The sequence below is a fragment of the Occallatibacter sp. genome, assembly GCF_049510455.1.
Lineage (GTDB): Bacteria > Acidobacteriota > Terriglobia > Terriglobales > Acidobacteriaceae > Telmatobacter.
Window position 1 is genome coordinate 13,476 of record NZ_JBEKYX010000022.1, and the last position, 18,724, is coordinate 32,199.

Annotated in this window: 17 protein-coding genes and 1 tRNA gene; 12 read left to right on the plus strand and 6 right to left on the minus strand. The window is 55.3% G+C overall.

Features of this window, described 5'->3' with window-relative positions; genetic code table 11:
* Positions 1 to 81: 81 nt before the first annotated feature.
* From ABSG47_RS06010 to ABSG47_RS06040, 7 genes are all read left to right on the plus strand, one after another.
* Entirely contained in the window at positions 82 to 837 is a 756-nt protein-coding gene (locus ABSG47_RS06010) for a (Fe-S)-binding protein (protein WP_424167719.1), read from the plus strand.
* Positions 834 to 2,303, plus strand: coding sequence for a LutB/LldF family L-lactate oxidation iron-sulfur protein (locus tag ABSG47_RS06015; RefSeq protein WP_424167721.1), 1,470 nt, complete (start codon positions 834 to 836; stop codon positions 2,301 to 2,303). The genes ABSG47_RS06010 and ABSG47_RS06015 overlap by 4 nt, the downstream gene beginning before the upstream one ends.
* Positions 2,300 to 2,938 (plus strand): LutC/YkgG family protein, encoded by a 639-nt coding sequence (locus ABSG47_RS06020; protein ID WP_424167724.1) that lies wholly within the window; start codon positions 2,300 to 2,302, stop codon positions 2,936 to 2,938. Before ABSG47_RS06015 ends, ABSG47_RS06020 begins: the two co-directional genes overlap by 4 nt.
* A 96-nt stretch (positions 2,939 to 3,034) precedes the next feature.
* Positions 3,035 to 4,213 carry a sugar isomerase gene (locus ABSG47_RS06025; RefSeq protein WP_424167726.1) on the plus strand — a complete coding sequence of 393 codons (1,179 nt, stop codon included), beginning with the start codon at positions 3,035 to 3,037 and terminating at the stop codon, positions 4,211 to 4,213.
* Between the two features lie 59 nt (positions 4,214 to 4,272).
* On the plus strand, positions 4,273 to 6,471 hold the full coding sequence (locus tag ABSG47_RS06030; RefSeq protein WP_424167729.1) for a bifunctional rhamnulose-1-phosphate aldolase/short-chain dehydrogenase: 2,199 nt from the start codon (positions 4,273 to 4,275) through the stop codon (positions 6,469 to 6,471).
* Positions 6,468 to 7,865, plus strand: coding sequence for a rhamnulokinase (locus tag ABSG47_RS06035; protein ID WP_424167731.1), 1,398 nt, complete (start codon positions 6,468 to 6,470; stop codon positions 7,863 to 7,865). The genes ABSG47_RS06030 and ABSG47_RS06035 overlap by 4 nt, the downstream gene beginning before the upstream one ends.
* A 109-nt stretch (positions 7,866 to 7,974) precedes the next feature.
* On the plus strand, positions 7,975 to 9,057 hold the full coding sequence (locus ABSG47_RS06040; RefSeq protein WP_424167734.1) for a sugar ABC transporter substrate-binding protein: 1,083 nt from the start codon (positions 7,975 to 7,977) through the stop codon (positions 9,055 to 9,057).
* A 141-nt stretch (positions 9,058 to 9,198) separates the two neighbouring features.
* On the opposite strand, the gene ABSG47_RS06045 is transcribed toward ABSG47_RS06040, so the two are convergent.
* The 4 genes from ABSG47_RS06045 to ABSG47_RS06060 form a co-directional block, all read right to left on the minus strand.
* Positions 9,199 to 9,498 carry a hypothetical protein gene (locus ABSG47_RS06045; protein ID WP_424167737.1) on the minus strand — a complete coding sequence of 100 codons (300 nt, stop codon included), beginning with the start codon at positions 9,496 to 9,498 and terminating at the stop codon, positions 9,199 to 9,201.
* A 67-nt stretch (positions 9,499 to 9,565) separates the two neighbouring features.
* Positions 9,566 to 9,766: a cold-shock protein gene (locus ABSG47_RS06050; RefSeq protein WP_058186358.1), complete on the minus strand. Its 201-nt coding sequence runs from the start codon at positions 9,764 to 9,766 to the stop codon at positions 9,566 to 9,568.
* Positions 9,767 to 10,075: 309 nt separating this feature from the next.
* Complete coding sequence (locus ABSG47_RS06055; RefSeq protein ID WP_424167741.1) at positions 10,076 to 10,429, minus strand: CxxC-x17-CxxC domain-containing protein; 354 nt, start codon at positions 10,427 to 10,429, stop codon at positions 10,076 to 10,078.
* Positions 10,430 to 10,732: 303 nt separating this feature from the next.
* Positions 10,733 to 10,933 carry a cold-shock protein gene (locus ABSG47_RS06060; protein WP_058186362.1) on the minus strand — a complete coding sequence of 67 codons (201 nt, stop codon included), beginning with the start codon at positions 10,931 to 10,933 and terminating at the stop codon, positions 10,733 to 10,735.
* A 389-nt stretch (positions 10,934 to 11,322) separates the two neighbouring features.
* On the opposite strand from ABSG47_RS06060, the gene ABSG47_RS06065 reads away from it, so the two are divergent.
* Positions 11,323 to 11,553 carry a hypothetical protein gene (locus tag ABSG47_RS06065; protein ID WP_424167743.1) on the plus strand — a complete coding sequence of 77 codons (231 nt, stop codon included), beginning with the start codon at positions 11,323 to 11,325 and terminating at the stop codon, positions 11,551 to 11,553.
* 128 nt (positions 11,554 to 11,681) lie between these two features.
* On the opposite strand, the gene ABSG47_RS06070 is transcribed toward ABSG47_RS06065, so the two are convergent.
* Both ABSG47_RS06070 and ABSG47_RS06075 read right to left on the minus strand, forming a co-directional pair.
* Positions 11,682 to 11,930, minus strand: coding sequence for a helicase-related protein (locus ABSG47_RS06070; RefSeq protein WP_424167746.1), 249 nt, complete (start codon positions 11,928 to 11,930; stop codon positions 11,682 to 11,684).
* Positions 11,931 to 12,252: 322 nt separating this feature from the next.
* Positions 12,253 to 12,326 (minus strand) — tRNA-Gln (locus ABSG47_RS06075).
* A gap of 341 nt (positions 12,327 to 12,667) precedes the next feature.
* Here ABSG47_RS06075 and ABSG47_RS06080 point away from each other — a divergent pair.
* From ABSG47_RS06080 to ABSG47_RS06095, 4 genes are all read left to right on the plus strand, one after another.
* Positions 12,668 to 13,060 carry a hypothetical protein gene (locus tag ABSG47_RS06080; protein ID WP_424167749.1) on the plus strand — a complete coding sequence of 131 codons (393 nt, stop codon included), beginning with the start codon at positions 12,668 to 12,670 and terminating at the stop codon, positions 13,058 to 13,060.
* A 78-nt stretch (positions 13,061 to 13,138) separates the two neighbouring features.
* A complete protein-coding gene (locus ABSG47_RS06085) occupies positions 13,139 to 14,419 on the plus strand; it encodes a TolC family protein (RefSeq protein WP_424167752.1) in 1,281 nt (426 codons plus the stop codon).
* A gap of 137 nt (positions 14,420 to 14,556) precedes the next feature.
* On the plus strand, positions 14,557 to 15,564 hold the full coding sequence (locus ABSG47_RS06090) for an efflux RND transporter periplasmic adaptor subunit (RefSeq protein WP_424167755.1): 1,008 nt from the start codon (positions 14,557 to 14,559) through the stop codon (positions 15,562 to 15,564).
* On the plus strand, positions 15,561 to 18,722 hold the full coding sequence (locus tag ABSG47_RS06095) for an efflux RND transporter permease subunit (protein WP_424167758.1): 3,162 nt from the start codon (positions 15,561 to 15,563) through the stop codon (positions 18,720 to 18,722). Before ABSG47_RS06090 ends, ABSG47_RS06095 begins: the two co-directional genes overlap by 4 nt.
* Positions 18,723 to 18,724: the final 2 nt, after the last annotated feature.

Here is an 18,724-nt window from a genome sequence, read left to right on the forward strand (position 1 = left end):
GAAAAAGTCACTTCGCATGCATATCGGCTAGGCGCTGTTGCTCGGATTCCGCTCTAGAATCCCTATTGGAGGAGAAGCTGCTTGCGCGTATCCCTGTTTATCGCCTGCTATAACGACACTCTGTTCCCGGAGACGGGCAAGGCTGTGGTGCGGGTTCTGGAACGGCTGGGACATACGGTGGAGTTTCCTGCTGCGCAAACCTGCTGCGGGCAGATGCACTGGAACACGGGGTACGAGGAACTGGCTCTGCCGCTGGTGGCGCGCTTTGTGGAGCAGTTTGAGCATGCCGAGGCGGTGGTGGTTCCGTCTTCGTCCTGCGTGGCGATGATGCGCGACCATTACCCGCTGGCGGCGGAGAGGATAGCGCGCGAAGGCGGCGACGGGGCACTGGTGGAGCGCGTGGCTACGCTGTTGCCGCGTGTGTGGGAGTTTACGGAGTTCCTGACAAAGAAGCTGGAGCTGACGGATGTGGGCGCCTATTATCCGCATCGCGTGACATACCACGCAAGCTGCCACGGGCTGCGCAATCTTGGGCTGGGCGATGGACCGGAGAAGCTGCTGAAGGCGGTAAGCGGGCTGGAGCTTGTTGAGATTGAACGCAAGGAGCAGTGCTGCGGATTTGGCGGAACCTTCGCGGTGAAGAATGCGGATGTCTCCGGCGCAATGCTTGAGGAAAAACTACAAGCTGTGCTGAAGACCGGTGCGGAAGAGTGTACGGCGTGCGACAACTCCTGCCTGATGCATATCGGCGGTGGGTTGCATAGAATGCGCGCGGGAGTTGGAACGATCCATATTGCCGAGATACTGGCCGGCGAAGATAAGAGTGCCGCGCAATGAATAAAGCCGAACTCGATCCGCGCGTTGCGCTGCCGTTTCCGAAAGCGGCAAAGGCATCCTTGCGCGATGCGCAGCTACGCGCCAATGTGCGGCGTGCGACAGACACGATCCAGGCGAAGCGGCGCAAGCTGGTGGACGAAAAGAAGGACTGGCAGGAGCTGCGGGAGAGCGCGCGGCAGATTCGCGCGCATGTGCTTGAACATCTGGACGTGTACCTGGAAGAGTTCGAGCGCAACTTTACGCGCGCCGGCGGCCATGTACATTGGGCGCGCAATGACCGTGAAGCGCAGGAGATTGTTGTCGCGATTGCAAAGCAGGCGGGCGCGGACGAGATCATCAAGATCAAGTCCATGACCACGGAAGAAATTCATCTGAATGATGCGCTGGAGGCTGCGGGAATCCACGCGTATGAGACAGACCTTGCGGAGCTGATTATTCAGCTTGGTCATGACCGGCCTTCACATATCGTCGTTCCAGCGCTGCATAAAAATCGCGCGCAGATTCGCGAGATATTTCTGCGCGAGATGCATTTGACCGAGCTTGGCGAAAAACCGGCGGACCTGGCTGAAGCGGCGCGGAAGTTTTTGCGGGAGAAGTTTCTGCGTGTCGGAACGGCGGTGAGCGGCGCGAATTTCCTCATCGCGGAGACGGGCGGAATCTGCATCGTGGAGAGTGAAGGCAACGGGCGCATGTGTTTGACGCTGCCGGAGACGCTGATCTCTGTTGTTGGCATCGAGAAAGTGATTCCGCGATTCGCTGATCTCGAAGTGTTTCTGCAGGTGCTGGCGCGCTCGGCTACCGGCGAGCGCATGAATCCATATAGCTCGATCTGGAGCGGTGTGACGCCGGGCGATGGGCCACGCAATATGCATGTGGTGCTGCTCGATAACGCGCGTACGGCTGTGCTTGCGGATGGCGAAGGACGGCAGACGCTGCAGTGCATTCGCTGCGCTGCCTGCCTGAATGCCTGCCCTGTGTACAGGCAGACGGGCGGCCATGCGTATGGGAGCGTGTACGCGGGACCGATCGGCGCGATTCTCACCCCGCAACTGATGGAGATGCGGCATGGCGAGTCGCTTCCATACGCGTCGTCACTATGCGGCGCGTGTTATGAGGTTTGCCCGGTGAAGATCGACATTCCCGAGGTGTTGATTCATCTGCGGAACAAAGTGACGCAGCGGAACGGCTGGTTTGCGCGAGAAGCAATGGCGATGAAGGCTATGGCGACGATATTTCGATCGGAGCCGCGGTTTCGGGCGGCGCAGCGATTGGCGCGAATGGCGCAGCAGCCGCTAGCGAAGAAGGATTTGCCGATTGTGGGGCAAGATACGCAGGCGAGACCGGATTCGGCAGCAAGTTGGGTGAAATGGCTGCCTGGCATCTTAGGAAATTGGACTCAGACGCGTGACTTACGCGCCATTCCGCGGGAGAGTTTCCGCGAATGGTGGGAAAAGAGGCGCGCATGAGTTCGGCGAGAGAAGAGATTCTTGCGCGTGTCCGAAAGGCTTGCCCTGGAGATGTGGAAGATGTGGCGGCAGGCTATAGCCGGATTGCGCGGCAGTATCAACAGACTGCGAAACTTGGCAGAGATGAGATTCTTAGCCTCTTTACTGAGCGGCTGATCGAGTATGACGCGCACGTCTATCGAGCGCGTGAAGGGGAAGTTGCTGCGATGTGCGGCGAGCTCTTTGCGCGGAGAAATGCGCGGCGAATTGTGGTTCCGGGAGATTTGCCGGCAGAGTGGCTGTCTGGCGCGGAGTTTGTGGTGGATGAAGACCTGGATGCGCGGGCACTGGATCGCGTGGATGGGGTGATGACTGGCGCAACGCTGGCGATTGCTGAGACGGGCACGATTGTTCTGCAAAATGCGCGCGCGCAGGGTCGCAGAGCTATTTCTCTGGTTCCGGATTATCACCTTTGCGTGGTGCGCGAGCGGGATGTCGTCGAGACGGTAGTTGAGGGAATGCGCCTGCTGGAGGCCACTCGGCATCTTCCTACGACTCTTTTCAGCGGGCCTTCCGCAACCGCGGATATTGAAATGACGAGGATCAAGGGTGTGCATGGGCCGCGGTTTGTGGACGTTGTAATTCTCGAGACGTAGCTCGGTCAGGCGGCACTTTTCCTGCTGCGGAGACCGATTGCGGGCAGCGATGGGAAGATGTTCCAATAGATAGGTAATTTCAGAGGTAAACTTTTCATGAACCTGCACGACTGTGTCTTTGCCGCGCTCGATAGGTTTCGCATGGAAGTCCCGTCGTGGGGATTTGCGAATACTGGAACACGGTTCGGAAAGTTTATTCAGGCCGCGGCGGCAACATGCCTGGAAGAAAAATTTGCCGATGCAGGCGAGGTGAACAGGCTCACAGGCGCAGCGCCAACAATCGCTCTGCATGTGCTGTGGGATGTGGCAGGCGGCGTACAAGATGCAGCGGAGATAAATAGGCTGGAAGCGAAGTTCGGGGTTAAAACCGGGTCCATCAATCCGAACCTCTTTCAGGATCAGGCTTACAAGTTCGGATCGATTGCGAATCCCAGCGCGGAGATTCGCCGGCAGGCATTGGAACACCTGCTGGAGTCTGTTGAAATTGCTGCTGCGCTGGGAGCAAAGGATATTTCCATCTGGGATGCGGATGGATCGAATTATCCCGGCACGCAGAGCATGCGCCGAAGAATTGAATGGACTGAAGCGGCCATGGCTCGGGTTCATGGAGCGTTACGCCCGCAGCAGAGAATGCTGATCGAATACAAGCCCTTCGAGCCGCACTTTTATCACATGGATATTGGCGACTGGGGAATGGCTCTCTCGCTGGCTTATAAGGCAGGCCCGCAGGCAAAGGTATTGGTGGACACGGGGCATCACTACCAGGGGCAGAATATCGAGCAGGTCGTCGCGTGGCTTCTGCATCTGGAGATGCTGGGAGGCTTCCACTTTAACGACAGGAAGTACGCGGACGACGATCTTACGATCGGCTCGATCGATCCCTACCAGATCTTCCGCATCTTTCATGAGATTTTGAGCGATGAGACCGGCGCGGCTGCGAACGTCGCGTTCATGATTGACCAGAGCCATAATCTGAAGGGAAAGATGGAAGCGATGGTTCAAACTGTAGCCACGGCACAGGAGATATATGCGCGCGCCGCGCTGGTGGATCACGAACAACTTGCTGAGTTGCAGGACAAATGCGATCTGGTAAATGCGGAAGAGCTTTTTCGTAATTGTTTCTGGACGGATGTACGCCCAACTGTGCGGGAGTGGCGCGAATCGAAAAGGCTTCCGCCCGATCCGCTGGCAGAGCTGGCGCGCAGCGGATACGTGGAAGATGCGGCAAAAAATCGCGGACCGCGGAATACCGGGCTGATGGCGACTTACGCATAAGTGTTCGCTGCATAAATGGGCAATTTTAGATATTGCAAAAATCAGAATGGATGTGTGAGATGGCGGGAACGCTGTGTTTTCTGGAAGACAAGTGGGACAAGAAGCTGGCCGCTACGCTGGATGAGCCGGAGCTGCTGCGCTATCGATCGAATCTGCTTGGCTCTGACCTGCGTATTACGAACTTTGGCGGCGGGAATACCAGTTCCAAGATCGAAATGACCGATCCGGTGGACGAGACGAAGAAGCAAGTGCTGTGGGTCAAAGGCAGCGGCGGCGACCTGGGTTCCATCAAGCGTGAAGGCTTTGCAACGCTATATCAGGATAGGCTTCTCGCAATTGAGCGTATTTATCCGGGTGTGGAGCGCGAAGACGAGATGGTTGCGCTGTATGCGCTATGCACCTTCGGCGCAAATCCTGTGGTCGCTTCGATTGATACACCTCTTCACGGCTTTCTTCCGTTTCCTCATGTGGATCACCTTCATCCGGATTGGGGTATTGCGCTGGCAGCTTCTGCCAATGGCAAAACGCGGATGGAGGAGTTCAATGCGGAGTTTGGGCACAAGCTGGTGTGGCTGCCGTGGCAGCGCCCTGGATTTGAGCTCGGCATGATGATGAAGCGTGCCGTGGCGGCGACACCGGATTGCGACGGTATTGTTCTCGGTGGACATGGAATCTTTACGTGGGGCGATACACAGCGCGAATGCTACCTGAACACAATTACGCTGATTGACCGGATTGGGCAGTTCATCGAGAAGCATGACATTCGGCGCGGCAAACCGCACTTCGGCGGGCAGAAGCATCCAGCGCGTGAGGACAGAAAGAAAATTGCAGCCAGACTCTTTCCTGTGTTGCGCGGAGCGGTGAGCCTCAAACAACGGTTGATCGGCAATTACGTCGATCAGGAAGATGTGCTGACCTTTGTGAACAGTGTGCTGGCGCGCGAGTTGGCACATCTCGGTACAAGCTGCCCGGACCATTTCATCCGCACCAAGATTCGTCCCATGTTTGTACCCTGGGATCCGAGAGGGGATGAAAAGGAGCTGCCTGAACTGATTGAAGCGGCGCTTGAGCAATATAGAAAAGAGTACGGTGAGTATTACAAAGCTCATGCTCTTGCCGATTCTCCCGCACTGCGCGATGCCAGCCCTGCTGTGGTTCTGATCCCAGGGCTTGGAATGTTCACTTTCGGGAAGAACAAGACGGAAGCAAGACTTGTTGGCGAGTTCTACACCAATGCGATTCATGTGATGCAGGGAGCAGGCTCACTTGCGGGAGAAGCAGCAAGCTCCGAGGTGCCGCAGGCGGGTCCGGCTGCAAGCGCCGACCAATTCGGCAGGTGCGGGAATTACGTCGCGCTTCCTCCAAGCGAGGCATTTCGGATTGAGTACTGGGCGCTGGAAGAAGCGAAGCTTCGCAGGCAGCCTGCGGAAAAGGAATTGAGCCGCCGCGTTGCGCTGGTGGTTGGGGCAGGAAGCGGAATTGGCCGCGAGGTTGCCCTGCTGGCGGCTCAACGCGGAGCCGTGGTGGTGGTGGCGGATCTTGATTTTGCAGGAGCCCAGACGGTGGCCGCAGAGTGCCAGAAAATCGCGGGCAAAGAGATGGCGTTCGCGGTTGCGATTGATATTACAAAGCGAGAAACGATTCAGGCAGCGCTGGAGGCTACAATCCATTCCTTTGGCGGCCTCGATCTGTTAATCAACACCGCAGCGATTTTTCCGTCTGCTCCCGATGGCGCGATACCGGATGCGCTATGGACAACTACCCTGGAGATCAATGTCACGGCGAACTATAAGCTGTGCGATGAAGCCGCGAAGATTTTCAAGGCACAAGGTATCGGCGGATCGATTGTGTTGACAAGCTCGGCGAATGCCGTTGTTGCCAAGCGCGGCAGTGAAGCGTATGACGTATCAAAGGCCGCATTGAACCATCTTGTGCGGGAACTGGCTGTGGGCATGGCTCCAGTGCGCGTGAATGGCATTGCGCCGGCAACTGTGGTGAAGGGATCAACCATGTTTCCGCGCGATCGCGTGAAAGCATCCCTCACGAAATACGGAATTATTTTTGAGGACGCAGAGAGCGATGACGAACTGCGAAACAAGCTGGCTGCGTTCTATGCAGAGCGCACGCTGACGCATATTCCGATTGATCCAAGAGATTGCGCTGAAGCGATCCTCTTTCTGGCCGGGCCCAAAGCGCCAGTGACGACAGGGCACATGATTCCAGTGGACGGCGGACTGGTGGAGGCCTATCTGCGGTGAGTGACCGTAGCGCGCCTGAGATTGAGGATGATCGCGCGCTTATTGCCGTGGATCTTGGCGCGGAGAGTTGCCGTGTTTCTTTGTTGCGCTGGAGGCAAGAGGCTGCACAGATCGAAGTTGTGCATCGGTTTGCGAATGGCCCCGAGCAGCGCGCCGATGGCCTGCGATGGAATCTCGACCGCATCGTAGATGGTGTTGATGAAGGTTTGCGGCAATGCGCTGCGATTGCGAAAGAAGGTGTGCGTTCCATCGCTGTAGATGGTTGGGCAGTAGATTATGTCCGCCTATCGGAAGACGGCGCGGCGCTTCAATATCCATTTTGCTATCGAGACCCGCGAAGCGAAATGGCGCTGCAGGCGCTGCACAAGAGAATTTCCGCTGAGCGTTTGCGAGAGCTTACCGGCATTCAGATCCAGGCGCTCAATACCGTATATCAGCTTTATGCGGACCGGTTAGACGACGCATGGCAAGCGCGATGGCTTAACCTTCCTGAGTATCTGCTCTATCTTTGGGGCGGTGAACCGGTGACTGAGAGGACGAACGCCACTCACACAGGATTGGTTGGATTAAGCGGCAGTTGGTGCGAGGAGATTTTTGCGGCAGCAGGGTTGGATATAGCGCTTGCGCCGCGCATGGTTGAGGCGGGAACGAAGGTTGGCATCTATCGTGGCACAGTGACTGAGTTGCACGGCGCAGATCTGATTGCGCCATGTTGTCATGACACGGCAAGTGCCGTGGCGGGGATTCCGGCCGAAGGAGATGACTGGGCTTATATCAGTTCTGGTACGTGGTCGCTGGTTGGGTCAGTGCTGAATACGCCTTGCAACAGCGCGGAAGCTTCGCTTGTGAATTTTACAAATCTTGGCGCGGGTGGAAGCCGAATCCTGTTTCATAAAGGAATTCCGGGCATGTGGCTGCTGCGCCAGTGCATGAACACGTGGGGCACGGACGATGTGGACAACATGATTCAGAAAGCCGGCTCAGCGCCATCCTTTGGGCCGGATGAGTGGATCGACGTGGAAGATCCGAACCTGGTGCTGCCTGGAGATATGCCGGCGCGCATTGCCGCACAGCGCGAGCGAAAGCATCTGCGGCCCGTACATGAAATGCATGAGATGGCGAGATTGATTCTTGATTCGCTTGCCGGCCGTTATGCCGCGGTGCTTCGCGCGCATGAAGATATCACGAATAAGAAGCTACGGCAGATATATGTGGTTGGAGGCGGGTCGCGGAATGAATTGCTAAACCGCCTCACAGCGGAAGCAACGGGGCTGGATGTAAAGCGCGGCAGCATGGAGAGTTCCACGATCGGTAATTTCGTTGTTCAACTGGCTGCCGGAGAAGACGATATCTCTGCCAAAAATATTGCGAAATGGGCTGCAAGATTGACTTGATGGTGGTCAGCATTACTCTTTCCTGCCCGGCAAGCTACGCGACTTCATTTTTCATTAGGGAAATCCAGGTGCCTTTTGTATCCTACGCAAAATCCGCGGAGTTACAGTTTTGCCTAAGAAGAAAAACCTGTATCTGATTCCCGTATTGTCCAAGGCGCTCGATATTCTGGAGTTCCTGCAGACCGAGAACCGTCCGTTATCGCTTGAGGCTATTCATCAGCGCACCCGCGTATCGAAGACGACGGTCTTCCGAGTGCTTAAGACGCTGGTACATCGCGGCTACATTGTGCAGGCGCCGGATCGGACCTATCGCCACGTGGTGTGGCGGCGGAAGATGCGCTTTGGCTTTGCCGGCCAAAGTGTAGATATGCCTTTTTCAAATGATGTGACTCTGAGCCTTTCCGATGCGGCGCGGGCAGTTGGAGTAGAGCTGGTTATTTTGGATAACCACTACGATGGTCCCACCGCGGTGCAGAATGCTGAGACGCTGATTCGCAGCGGCGTAGACCTGATATTTGAGTTTAATGTTGCTCATGAGGTAGCTCCGGTCATTGGCGATCGGGTTGCTGCAGCTGGAATTCCTCTTATCGCCATCGACATTCCACATCCCAATGCGATCTTCTTCGGTGTCGACAACTACCGCGCGGGGGTGGACGCAGGTGAACTGCTGAGCGCCTACGCTGCAGAGCATTGGAAGAATACGGCTACGTGGATGCTGGGACTTGATTTGCAGGCCGCCGGCACCCTGGTTCAGGGGCGCATTTCAGGCGCATTTGAAGCGGTGCGCGCGGCGATTCCATCTCTTGCTCTGGAGCAGTGTCTGCGTATGGATGGACACGGACAGTTTGAAGCCAGCCGGAAAGCTGTTGGCGAGTTCCTAAATGCCCATCCGAAGGAAAAATGCATTTTGATCGCCGCAGCCACCGATACAAGCGCACTTGGAGCGGTTGCGGCAGTCCGCGAGAGGCGGCGAACACAGCATGTCGCAATCGCCGGACAGGACTGCATTGCAGATGCTGTTACGGAGATGTCTCGCGCGGATTCTCCGATGATTGGAACCGTCTCCCATGAGCCGGCCACGTATGGCCCGAGCCTGATGCACCTGGCGCTGGAACTGCTCAAGGGGCAGCCTGTATCCCCTTACAACTACGTCACGCATAAGGTGGTTCCGCGAGCGTCTGTTCTGCGGTGATGACGGCCCCATGAGATTGCAAACGGAATGCAAATCGCATAACGGAGAGAATTGTTGTCAGGAGGTATGGAAGACTCTTGTTCGTTGCGGTTATCCCCAGATAACCGGACATCAGCCAACATCTGAATAGCTGCAAGCGCGCTAGGGTCGCTTTACCAAGGTAAGATTCTTTCGCACGCTACTGGGATCGAGATTCATCATGCGGAAAGATCGCGGAAGATCCTTTTCCTCGAATTCAATTCCCGATGCTGCGAGTTCCAAGGCCGTCCTCTCAAGAGGAGCTCTTTTCGCCTGCAATTTTCCTGCGGCGTCGTCGCGATCTGCAGGTGAGGCAAACTCTCCGAAGTTGTCCAGGTAAGCGAGTTTGCGATCATACAGATCGATCTCCTGATGAAGATCTCGCAGAAAGTATTTATCGCGTTGCGGAGCTGGCTTCTTCATGGATTTCCTCCACCGAACCAAAGGGGCGGTCTAGATGGCCGCCCCTTTGAATGCGCTGTTTCAAACTTTAGGCGATTCTTACGTTTTCGGCCTGAAAGCCCTTGGGGCCTTTCACGACTGTGAACGTCACGGCCTGGCCTTCCTGCAGGCTTCTGAAGCCATCGCTCTGAATTGCCGAGAAATGTACGAACACATCCTCGCCATTGGGGCGGCTCAGAAAGCCGAATCCCTTCGCATCGTTAAACCATTTAACTGTTCCCTGTTCCATTGCACTTGTTCCTTTGAATAAATGTACCGCCGAACTCAATTTGGAGTTGATTGCGAGTAAGGCAGAGTAGCTGAACAAGCAACGAAGACCAGATCGGATTCACGATCTATCTCAGTGTACACCCCGGATAACGTTAAAGCAGCATAACGACTGCTTATTTGCCAGAGATGAGCGTTCTATATCCGCAGAAGATATGCATAATCAGTCGTTTTGAGGGATGTCTTCGGTTGGCTCGAACCTTCGCCGCATCCTGGGCGAATCGCCAGAAACGAAGGGCGCTCTCGTGTTGAAGAGCGCCCGATAAGTCAGTTAGCGGCTATAGCGGCGTCCGCCGCCACCTGCGCCACGGTTTCCACTATCTTTCTTTTTGGACTTGTAGCAGTCCTGGCAATAGACAGGGCGGTCGCCCCGCGGCTCAAACGGCACAGTGGTCTGCTTCCCGCACCCGGAACATGTGACCGTCGTGCCTTGCGGCTCACTCCGATAGTATCCACCGCCTCCTCCACCGCCGCCGCCCTGCTGCTCGTTCTTCTTTGCCTGGCGACACGGCTTACAGCGCTTCGGAGACGAGTAGCCGCGTTCCTGAAAAAATGCCTGATCTTCGCTTGAAAACGTGAACTCCTGCCCGCAATCGGAGCAAGTTAGTTGCAAATCCTGAGTCATAAAATCCCTTTGTCCGTGCTGTATTTCATTTCGCAGGATTGCTCGTTAACGAACATAACCTGGTAGTGGATTGACGATCTCCCATCCGGGAATCCAATGGCGCTGCGACGTAGTGCCGCTAAGCCCTGATAATTCTCCTCGGACTAAGCACTAAAGCGTGAAGATAGGAGCCTGATCTCAGCTTGGGACAAATACCAGACTCATCGAGCGCTTGCAGGGTAGCGTGCCACGACAATCTGATCTATCGGCTTGATTTGCCGACCAGCGCTATGGCAAGCTCACCTTTTCGGTATCTGGTTACCGCTAGGCTATCTGGACGTTATCTGCCTGCCAACCCTTAGGTCCCTTCACCACGTCGAACTGGACCGCCTGCCCCTCTTTGAGCGTGCGGAATCCCTCGCTCTTGATGGCCGTGTGGTGAACGAATACGTCCTCGCCGTTGGCGCGGCTGATGAATCCGAAGCCTTTGGCGTCATTAAACCATTTCACTGTTCCGTGTTCCATAACCGTTCCTCTATTGCTTGCTGTGCCGCTGAACTCAGGATGGAATTATTTGCGAGTAAAGCCGAAAAGCAGAACAGGCAAGAACGCCAAGTCGGATTCGACGACCAGCCGTAAGCATAGCACCTTTCTGAAGCGAGAGATAACAAATCCTGAGTGCCTGATACATACCTCCACAGTAGATAACCGCGGCAAATTAGGAAAAACGGCTTGCGTAGCGTATGCTGAACCCAGGGAAGATCGGTAATCCAATACCCTACGATCCTCGGCCCTCCTCGATATCCGCCGAACCTGCCTGCTACATTGTGAATCTTGAAATCATGCCGCAGACTGCTGCGGAGGCGAGCCAGGCTTTTGTTTCAAACGCTCCATCACCGGGAATTGAGGCAATTATGCGATCAGAGTTGGTGTATCAGGCCGGTCTGAAAATTGAGAATCGCTTTCTGCTGGCCGCAACAGCGATGCGGGCAGCGCGGAAGTTGCACGTCAGCTCGACGCGAACCGAAGACACTGTCAATAGAGTATTTACCGAAGTGGCAAGTGGCACGCGCGTATTTGGAAAGCTGCCCGAGATCACGCCGCCTCCGGCCATTGATGTGCTGCTGATTGCGCCTGCGGCCTAACGGCGGCAGACGCGCCTTTCGTTGTGCTGTTAAGTGGAATGCGCGTACAGAAAAAGGATTCTACTCTCAATAGTTTACCGATGCCGTAAACGTGGGCTCCGCTCCATTTTGTGAGGAGCCCATCGCCATTAAGGCACTCTCTTAATTACAGACGCGGAGTCGGGGCTTACACGATATTTCCTGGTATGAATGGCCAGCGCGCGTTCGATCTTCTTGAGAGCGTGCGCCTCGTCTGGAGCGGCAAAGGTTGACACCACTCCATTGCTTGCTGCCCAGCACGTTCGCCCCATGCGATGCACAAAATCCTCGGCTTCCTTCGGCACATCGTAGTTCACCATATAGGCAACACCGGCAACATCAATGCCGCGCGACGACAAAAGTTGCCCCCAGCGCGCGATGACGTCCCTCGGGAAGGCCCCGCAAAGCAGGACTCCGCTGTGACTGCGACCGGCCTCTGTATCTGTAGATGGGGGCCGCCGCGCGACACGATCCGTGCCTGGTTCGCATAGAGACCCGCATTTGTTGAACATCGCTTTATCTTGATCTTTTGGAGAACCTATCCCAACACCGATGGCGCTGAAGAGACCATTCATAAGCACAATCGGAAAGATAGCCGCTTGAGGCTCAGGAGCACTTGAATTAGAGACCTTCACTGGTTTTGAAAGGAGGGGTACGAACAGTTATTTACTAAACTTTAATTGGTTGCCCCCCAGGGATTCGAACCCCGATATGATGCTCCAGAGGCATCTGTCCTACCATTGAACGAGGGGGCAACTAGCGCAGAAAGCCCAGCCGGCGGCTTCCTGTGAGCTCATCATGACTGGCGTCACGTTTTTATGAGCCAACTCATCGATCATAAGGGATTGGCTCCTTCAGGTCAAACGATCAGCGGTGCCAGGTGGCAGGTTGTTTCATACTGACGAACGAATCTCAGTTCTTCTGACGGGACTCCTGCGGCACGCGCGTGGCCGGTTCAACTGCGCACCGCAGATTTTTTGCACTCCCTTTATGGCTCTGTTATGTCTAAGTGTGCAGAATCTGTATTAGACACCTAATTCTGAAATGAAACGGAAGGCTTACTTAGCCTGCTGGTAGAATAAGATCGGGATTGAGCGTGGAAATTTTTCTCAATATCGCCTGGGCTGTTCTGGCCATTGCGCTCGTGGTTTTATGGCTCCGTATCGGATGCCGCATGGACCAGAGCCGGCGCAGTCAGATCATTGCCATTGCGGTTCTGATCGCGATTCTGTTTCCGGTCATCTCCGTAAGCGATGACCTGATGGCAGTCCAGAACTCTGCCGAAACAGATAATGGCCAGCGAAGAGATCATCTTGCATCGGGAGATGCGCATCTTTTGCATACAGCTACGGCTATAGAGCCGCCTCCAATCATCACTGGAGCTGCTTTCGGCTTTTTGCAGCATGTTTCTCCTGGACAGGACGCGCCCAAAGTCTCTGATCATCTTAAATTGACTCCGTATGCAAACCGCCCCCCGCCAATGGCATAGCCGTCCTCTCCTCCTTGCATAACTAAGCTTTCTCACCTTTCCGAGTTCGCCGTGCAGACCGCGGCGCAAGGCATGTGTATGAATAGAGTCTTTCCTTCCCTGTCCGCACCGGCGGTGGCAGTGCTGCTAGCACTTGCTCCTGTCTCCGTGGCTGCGCAGCAGAGTCTCACCTGGGATCAGGTGAAAGTGCGCTTTGAGGCCTCGAATCCAGCCTTGAAGGCAGATGCGGACAATGTGGCCGAAATGAAGGCGGAGGAAGTTACCGCCTACCTGCGTCCCAATCCACAATTCAGTGTCACCGCGGATGGTACACAGATTGCGCCGCACAACGGCGTTTGGCAACCGTTGGCAGGCACCTTTGTTGTCCCCACCCTTAGCTATCTCCACGAGCGCGATCATAAACGTGAACTCCGCCTTGAGAGCGCACAGGAAGGCACGCGGATCACACAGTCTCAGCATGAAGATCTGGAGCGTAATCTGATATTTAATCTACGTTCCGCATTTGTGGCTACTCTGCAGGCCAAATTTATCCTGGAACTGGCCAGGGCAGATCTCGTTTATTACGACAAAATTATCGACATCAGCCAAAGCCGCTTCAAAGCCGGCGATATCGCCCAGATTGACCTGGATCGCATTGAACTGCAGCGCGTGCAATACGAATCGGAGATTCAAATTGCGATTGTCAATCTGCGCACGGCGAAGATCCAGTTGTTGCAACTTCTCAATGACCGTACTCCTGTCGATCAATTCGATGTGACCGGGGTCTTTGATTTCAACGATTCCCTGCAGACCGCTGAGACCTATCATGACGCGGCTGTAGCAGCGCGGCCTGACCTTCAGGCCGCACTGCAAACGATCCAGCAATCGCAAACCAACCATAAGCTGGCCATTTCCAACGGCTCAACCGATCCGACCTTCGGCGGCTGGTACACATGGAATTCGTCGAACAATAATCTCAATGCCACCCAAACGCTTGGCCTGAGTGTCAGCGTTCCGCTGCGTATCTTCGACAAGAACCAGGGCGAAAAGCAGCGCACGCAGATCGATATCGATCGTGCAGCGCAGGCAGCCGAGGCCACACGCGCTCAGGTTTTCAGCGACGTGGATACCGCCTATGAGCTTGTCCGCAGCAATGTTGCACTGTTGAAGCCATACAAAGAAAAGTACAACGACCAGGCAGTGCGCGTGCGCGACACCGTCAGTTACGCCTACCTCCACGGAGGGGCTTCTCTGATGGATTTCCTGAACGCGCAAAGCGATTACCGCCAGGTGCAACTGGCCTACGCGCAATTGATTGGCGCGTACCTGACCGCCGCTGGGCAACTCAATCTTGCAGTCGGACGCGAGGTAATTCCATGACGCAGCATTTGTACACCAAGAAATATCCTGCAGCTCTTATCTCCCTAACCTTGGGCGCTAGTTTACTCGCAGGCTGCAAGTCAAAAGTAGAGGGCGACGGAGCTCCGCCGCCGGCTCAGGTTGTCACTACCGGAGATATGAGCCTTGTCTCTGTAGACAAGCCTGAGCTGTTCCCTCTGGTCGCGGCAGAGTCCTATGACGCACAAAACGAACTAAGTGTTACAGGAACTGTCAATCCGGATGTAGCGCGCGAGATTCCCGTTATCTCGCTGGCCAGCGGGCGCGTCGTGGACATCAAGGCGAGACTGGACGATTACGTCAAGAAAGGTCAGCTGCTTCTTAAGATTCAAAGCCTGGACAGCTCGAATGCGTTCGATACCTATCTGAAAGCACGCAACGACGAGACCATGAACAACAAGGCCTACGTACGCGCTAAAGACCTTTTTGCGCACGGAGCAATCTCGCAGTCCATGCTTGAGCAGGCTGAAGATGCCGAGAATGACTCGCTCGCGGACCTGAAAGCTGCCGAGGAACAGCTTGAGACACTGGGCATCGACAAGAATCATCCTTCGCCTATCGTTCCGGTATACTCGCCAATCTCCGGGGTCATTATCCAGCAGAATGTAACGCAGGCCGCAGCGGCTGGCGTTACCTATTCCGGATCAGCTACAGCATTTACCATTGCCGACCTATCCAGCGTTTGGATTATCTGCGATGTGTACGAAAACGACATTCCAAAACTAGCGCTGGGTCAGTCCACGACCATCAAGCTTAGCGCTTATCCAGATCGTACTCTGACCGGACACGTCTCCGACATTGGTCCAGTGCTCGATCCTCAAATCCGTACGGCCAAGGTGCGTATCGAAATTCCCAATCCCGGCATTCTGAGACTTGGAATGTTCGTCAACGCGACCTTTCAGAGTCTGAAAAAGGACCACTTTGCGCTCGTGCCCGCGCCAGCCATTTTGCATTTGCACGACCGTGACTGGGTCTTTGTGCCGGCAGACGGCAATAAATTCCGCAGAGTGGAAGTGAAGACAGGCAAGACGGTCGGCGACAAACAGACAATTCTTTCAGGCATCCAGGCGGGCCAGAAGGTTGTCTCGAATGTCCTGCAGCTCGAAACGACGCTGGAGGGGCAATGATTAAGGCCCTCGTCGATTTCGCACTGAAAAGTCCCTTCATTATTCTGGGGATGGCGATTCTGCTCTTCGGATGGGGTGCTATTTCATTCAAAAATTTACCCATCGACGCCTATCCCGACGTGGCGAATAACTACGTCAACATCATTACGCAGTGGCCCGGCCACTCCGCGGAAGATATAGAGAAACAGGTGACGGTTCCGACCGAGATTCAGATGGCCGGAATTCCGCACATGGACAATCTTCGTTCTTTCACGCTTGCCGGCATCTCCAGCATCATGATGAATTTCGACGATTCATCGGATAACAACTGGAACCGCGAGCGCGTTCTCGAGCGCCTGAGCATGGTCACGCTGCCTGCCGGCCTGGTACCACAACTGCAAACCGACTGGAGCCCCGCCGGCCAGATCTACTGGTACACGCTGGAATCGAAAAATCCTGCCTACGACGTGATGGAGCTGAAATCTATTGCGGACTGGACACTGGAAAAACAATACAAGAGCGTACCGCACGTTGTTGATCAGGCGACCTTCGGCGGTTTGACCAAGGAGTACCAGATTCGCCTGGACCCGAACAAGCTGATCAGCTATGGCCTCAGCATTTCGCAGGTTGAGCAGCAATTGGCCGGCAACAATGCCAACGCAGGCGGTAGCTATATCCAGATGGGGCCCCAGCAGATCAATGTTCAGGCGCAAGGCCTCTTTCAGACCGTCCAGGACATCGAGAACACCGTTGTTGCATCCGCCAACGGAGCCTCCATTCGAATCAAGGATATTGCTGTCGTTGAGCAGGGGCCCAAAATACGCCTTGGCCAGATCAGCAAAGCGTGGCGCGATGAGAAGACCGGCAACATTATCGACGAACCGGATGTCGTTGAAGGGACAGTATTGCTGCAGAAAGGCGACGATGCTGACCCGGCGCTTAAGGGCATCGAGGCGAAAACAGACGAGCTCAATAATGGCTTGCTACCCAAAGGCGTTAAGGTTACTCCCTTCCTTGACCGCTCAGTGCTGGTCAAGTTCACTACGCATACGGTGCTACACAATCTCACCGAGGGTCTCATTCTCGTCGTGATTGTTCTGTTTATCTTTCTCGGCAATGCGCGTGGCGCCTTTATCGTTGCCTGTACTATCCCCTTCTCTCTGCTCTTTGCTGCCACATGTCTTAACCTGAACCACATTCCCGCCAACCTGCTCTCACTTGGCGCGCTGGATTTCGGCATGGTGGTCGACGGCGCCGTTGTGATGATTGAAAATATCATCCGCCATCTCAGCAAAGAAGATCCATCTCGTACGCCCATCCAGAAGATTCGCGATGCCGCGCAGGAGGTGCAGCGTCCCGTCTTCTTCGCTGTGGCGATCATTATCGCCGCCTATCTTCCGATTTATACGCTGCAATCCGTCGAGGGCAAACTCTTTCGGCCAATGGCCTGGACGGTCGGCTTTGCACTCGCCGGAGCCATGCTCTTCTCCATCGTCATTGCTCCAGTTCTGGCCAGCCTTCTCTTCCGCAAGGGCGCAAAAGAATGGCACAACCCCGTGATGACGTGGATGACGAATTGCTACCGAACAGCGCTGCGCTGGGCCATTCACCGGCGGCCTGTGATTCTCGCCGGTGCGGTCGCATGTCTTGCGTTGACGCTGTACCTGGGCTTCAGTGGCGTCATTGGCTCTGAATTTCTGCCGCATCTCGATGAAGGTTCCATCTGGGCGCGCGGCACGCTCGCACCTTCCACAGGGCCGGACGAGAGCTATCGCATCTCTACGCAGGCCCGCCACATCATGGCTTCCTTCCCTGAGGTCATTAATGTCGTCGACCAGATAGGCCGTCCGGATGACGGCACAGACTCCACCGGCTTCTTCGACACGGAATACAACATCAACCTGAAGCCTAAAGACGAATGGCGTCCCGTCTTTCATGAGAACAAAGAAGCTCTGATTGATTCCATGGATAAGCAGCTCGAAAAAATCCCAGGTGTCATCTGGGGCTTTTCGCAGCCCATTGAAGACAATATGGAGGAAGCCGTTTCCGGCGTAAAGGGTGAACTCTCTGTGAAAATCTACGGAGACGATCTGCGCACGCTTGAGACCAAAGGGAACGAAATTGTTTCCGTTTTGAGCAAGGTTCCAGGCGTGGCCGATCTAGGCCTCTTGCGCATCATTGGACAACCAAACCTCACTTTTGTCGTAGATCGCGCAGCCTGTGCACGCTATGGCATCAACGTTGCCAACGTGCAGGACGCAGTTCAAACTGCGGTAGGCGGCAGCGCGGTCACTCAACTTTTACAGGGTGAAGCGCAATTCGACGTTGCGCTCCGCTATCAGAAGCAGTACCGGGACACACGGGAGGCAATCGAAAACATCCGGCTTCTCGCTCCTTCAGGCGAGCGCGTCTCGCTCGCACAGCTCACCAAAGTCAATACCGACGATGGCGCCGAGGAGATTTACCGGGAAGGCGAACAGCGCTACATCGCCATCAAGTACAGCGTGCGCGGCCGCGACCTCGGCAGCACAGTTGAAGAAGCCATCAAGAAGGTGCATTCAGATATACAGTTGCCGCGCGGCTATCACCTGGACTGGGCAGGCGAATACAAGAGCAAACAGCGAGCCGACGCCCGTCTGGCGGTCGTTAGCCCCATCACCATGCTCATCATTTTCCTCATTCTCTACGCGATGTTCCGCTCACTGAAATGGGCCATGCTCATCATGCTCAATGTGATGCTGGCGCCCATGGGCGGCTTGCTGGCACTACTCATTACACACACCAACTTCAGCGTCTCGGCAGCCATCGGCATGTTAGCGCTCTTCGGCGTCTCAGTGCAGACCGGCGTCATCATGCTGGAATATATCAACCAGATTCGCGCCAGGCGGCGCGGCATGGAAGAATCTAACGAGGACCACATTCGCGAAGCCGCAGTGGAGGGCGCGGTGCTTAGATTGCGCCCCATCATTATCACCATGTCAGTAGCCACGCTGGGCCTGATTCCCGCGGCACTCTCACACGCCATCGGCTCTGATTCACAGCGGCCATTTGCCATTGTGATCGTTGGCGGCCTCATTACGGCCCTGCTCATAAGCGTGTTTCTGCTGCCTACGCTCTATGTATGGTTCGCAGGCGAAAATGACATTCTTCCGGCAGTGGACATAAGCGAGGAGTTCTAGGA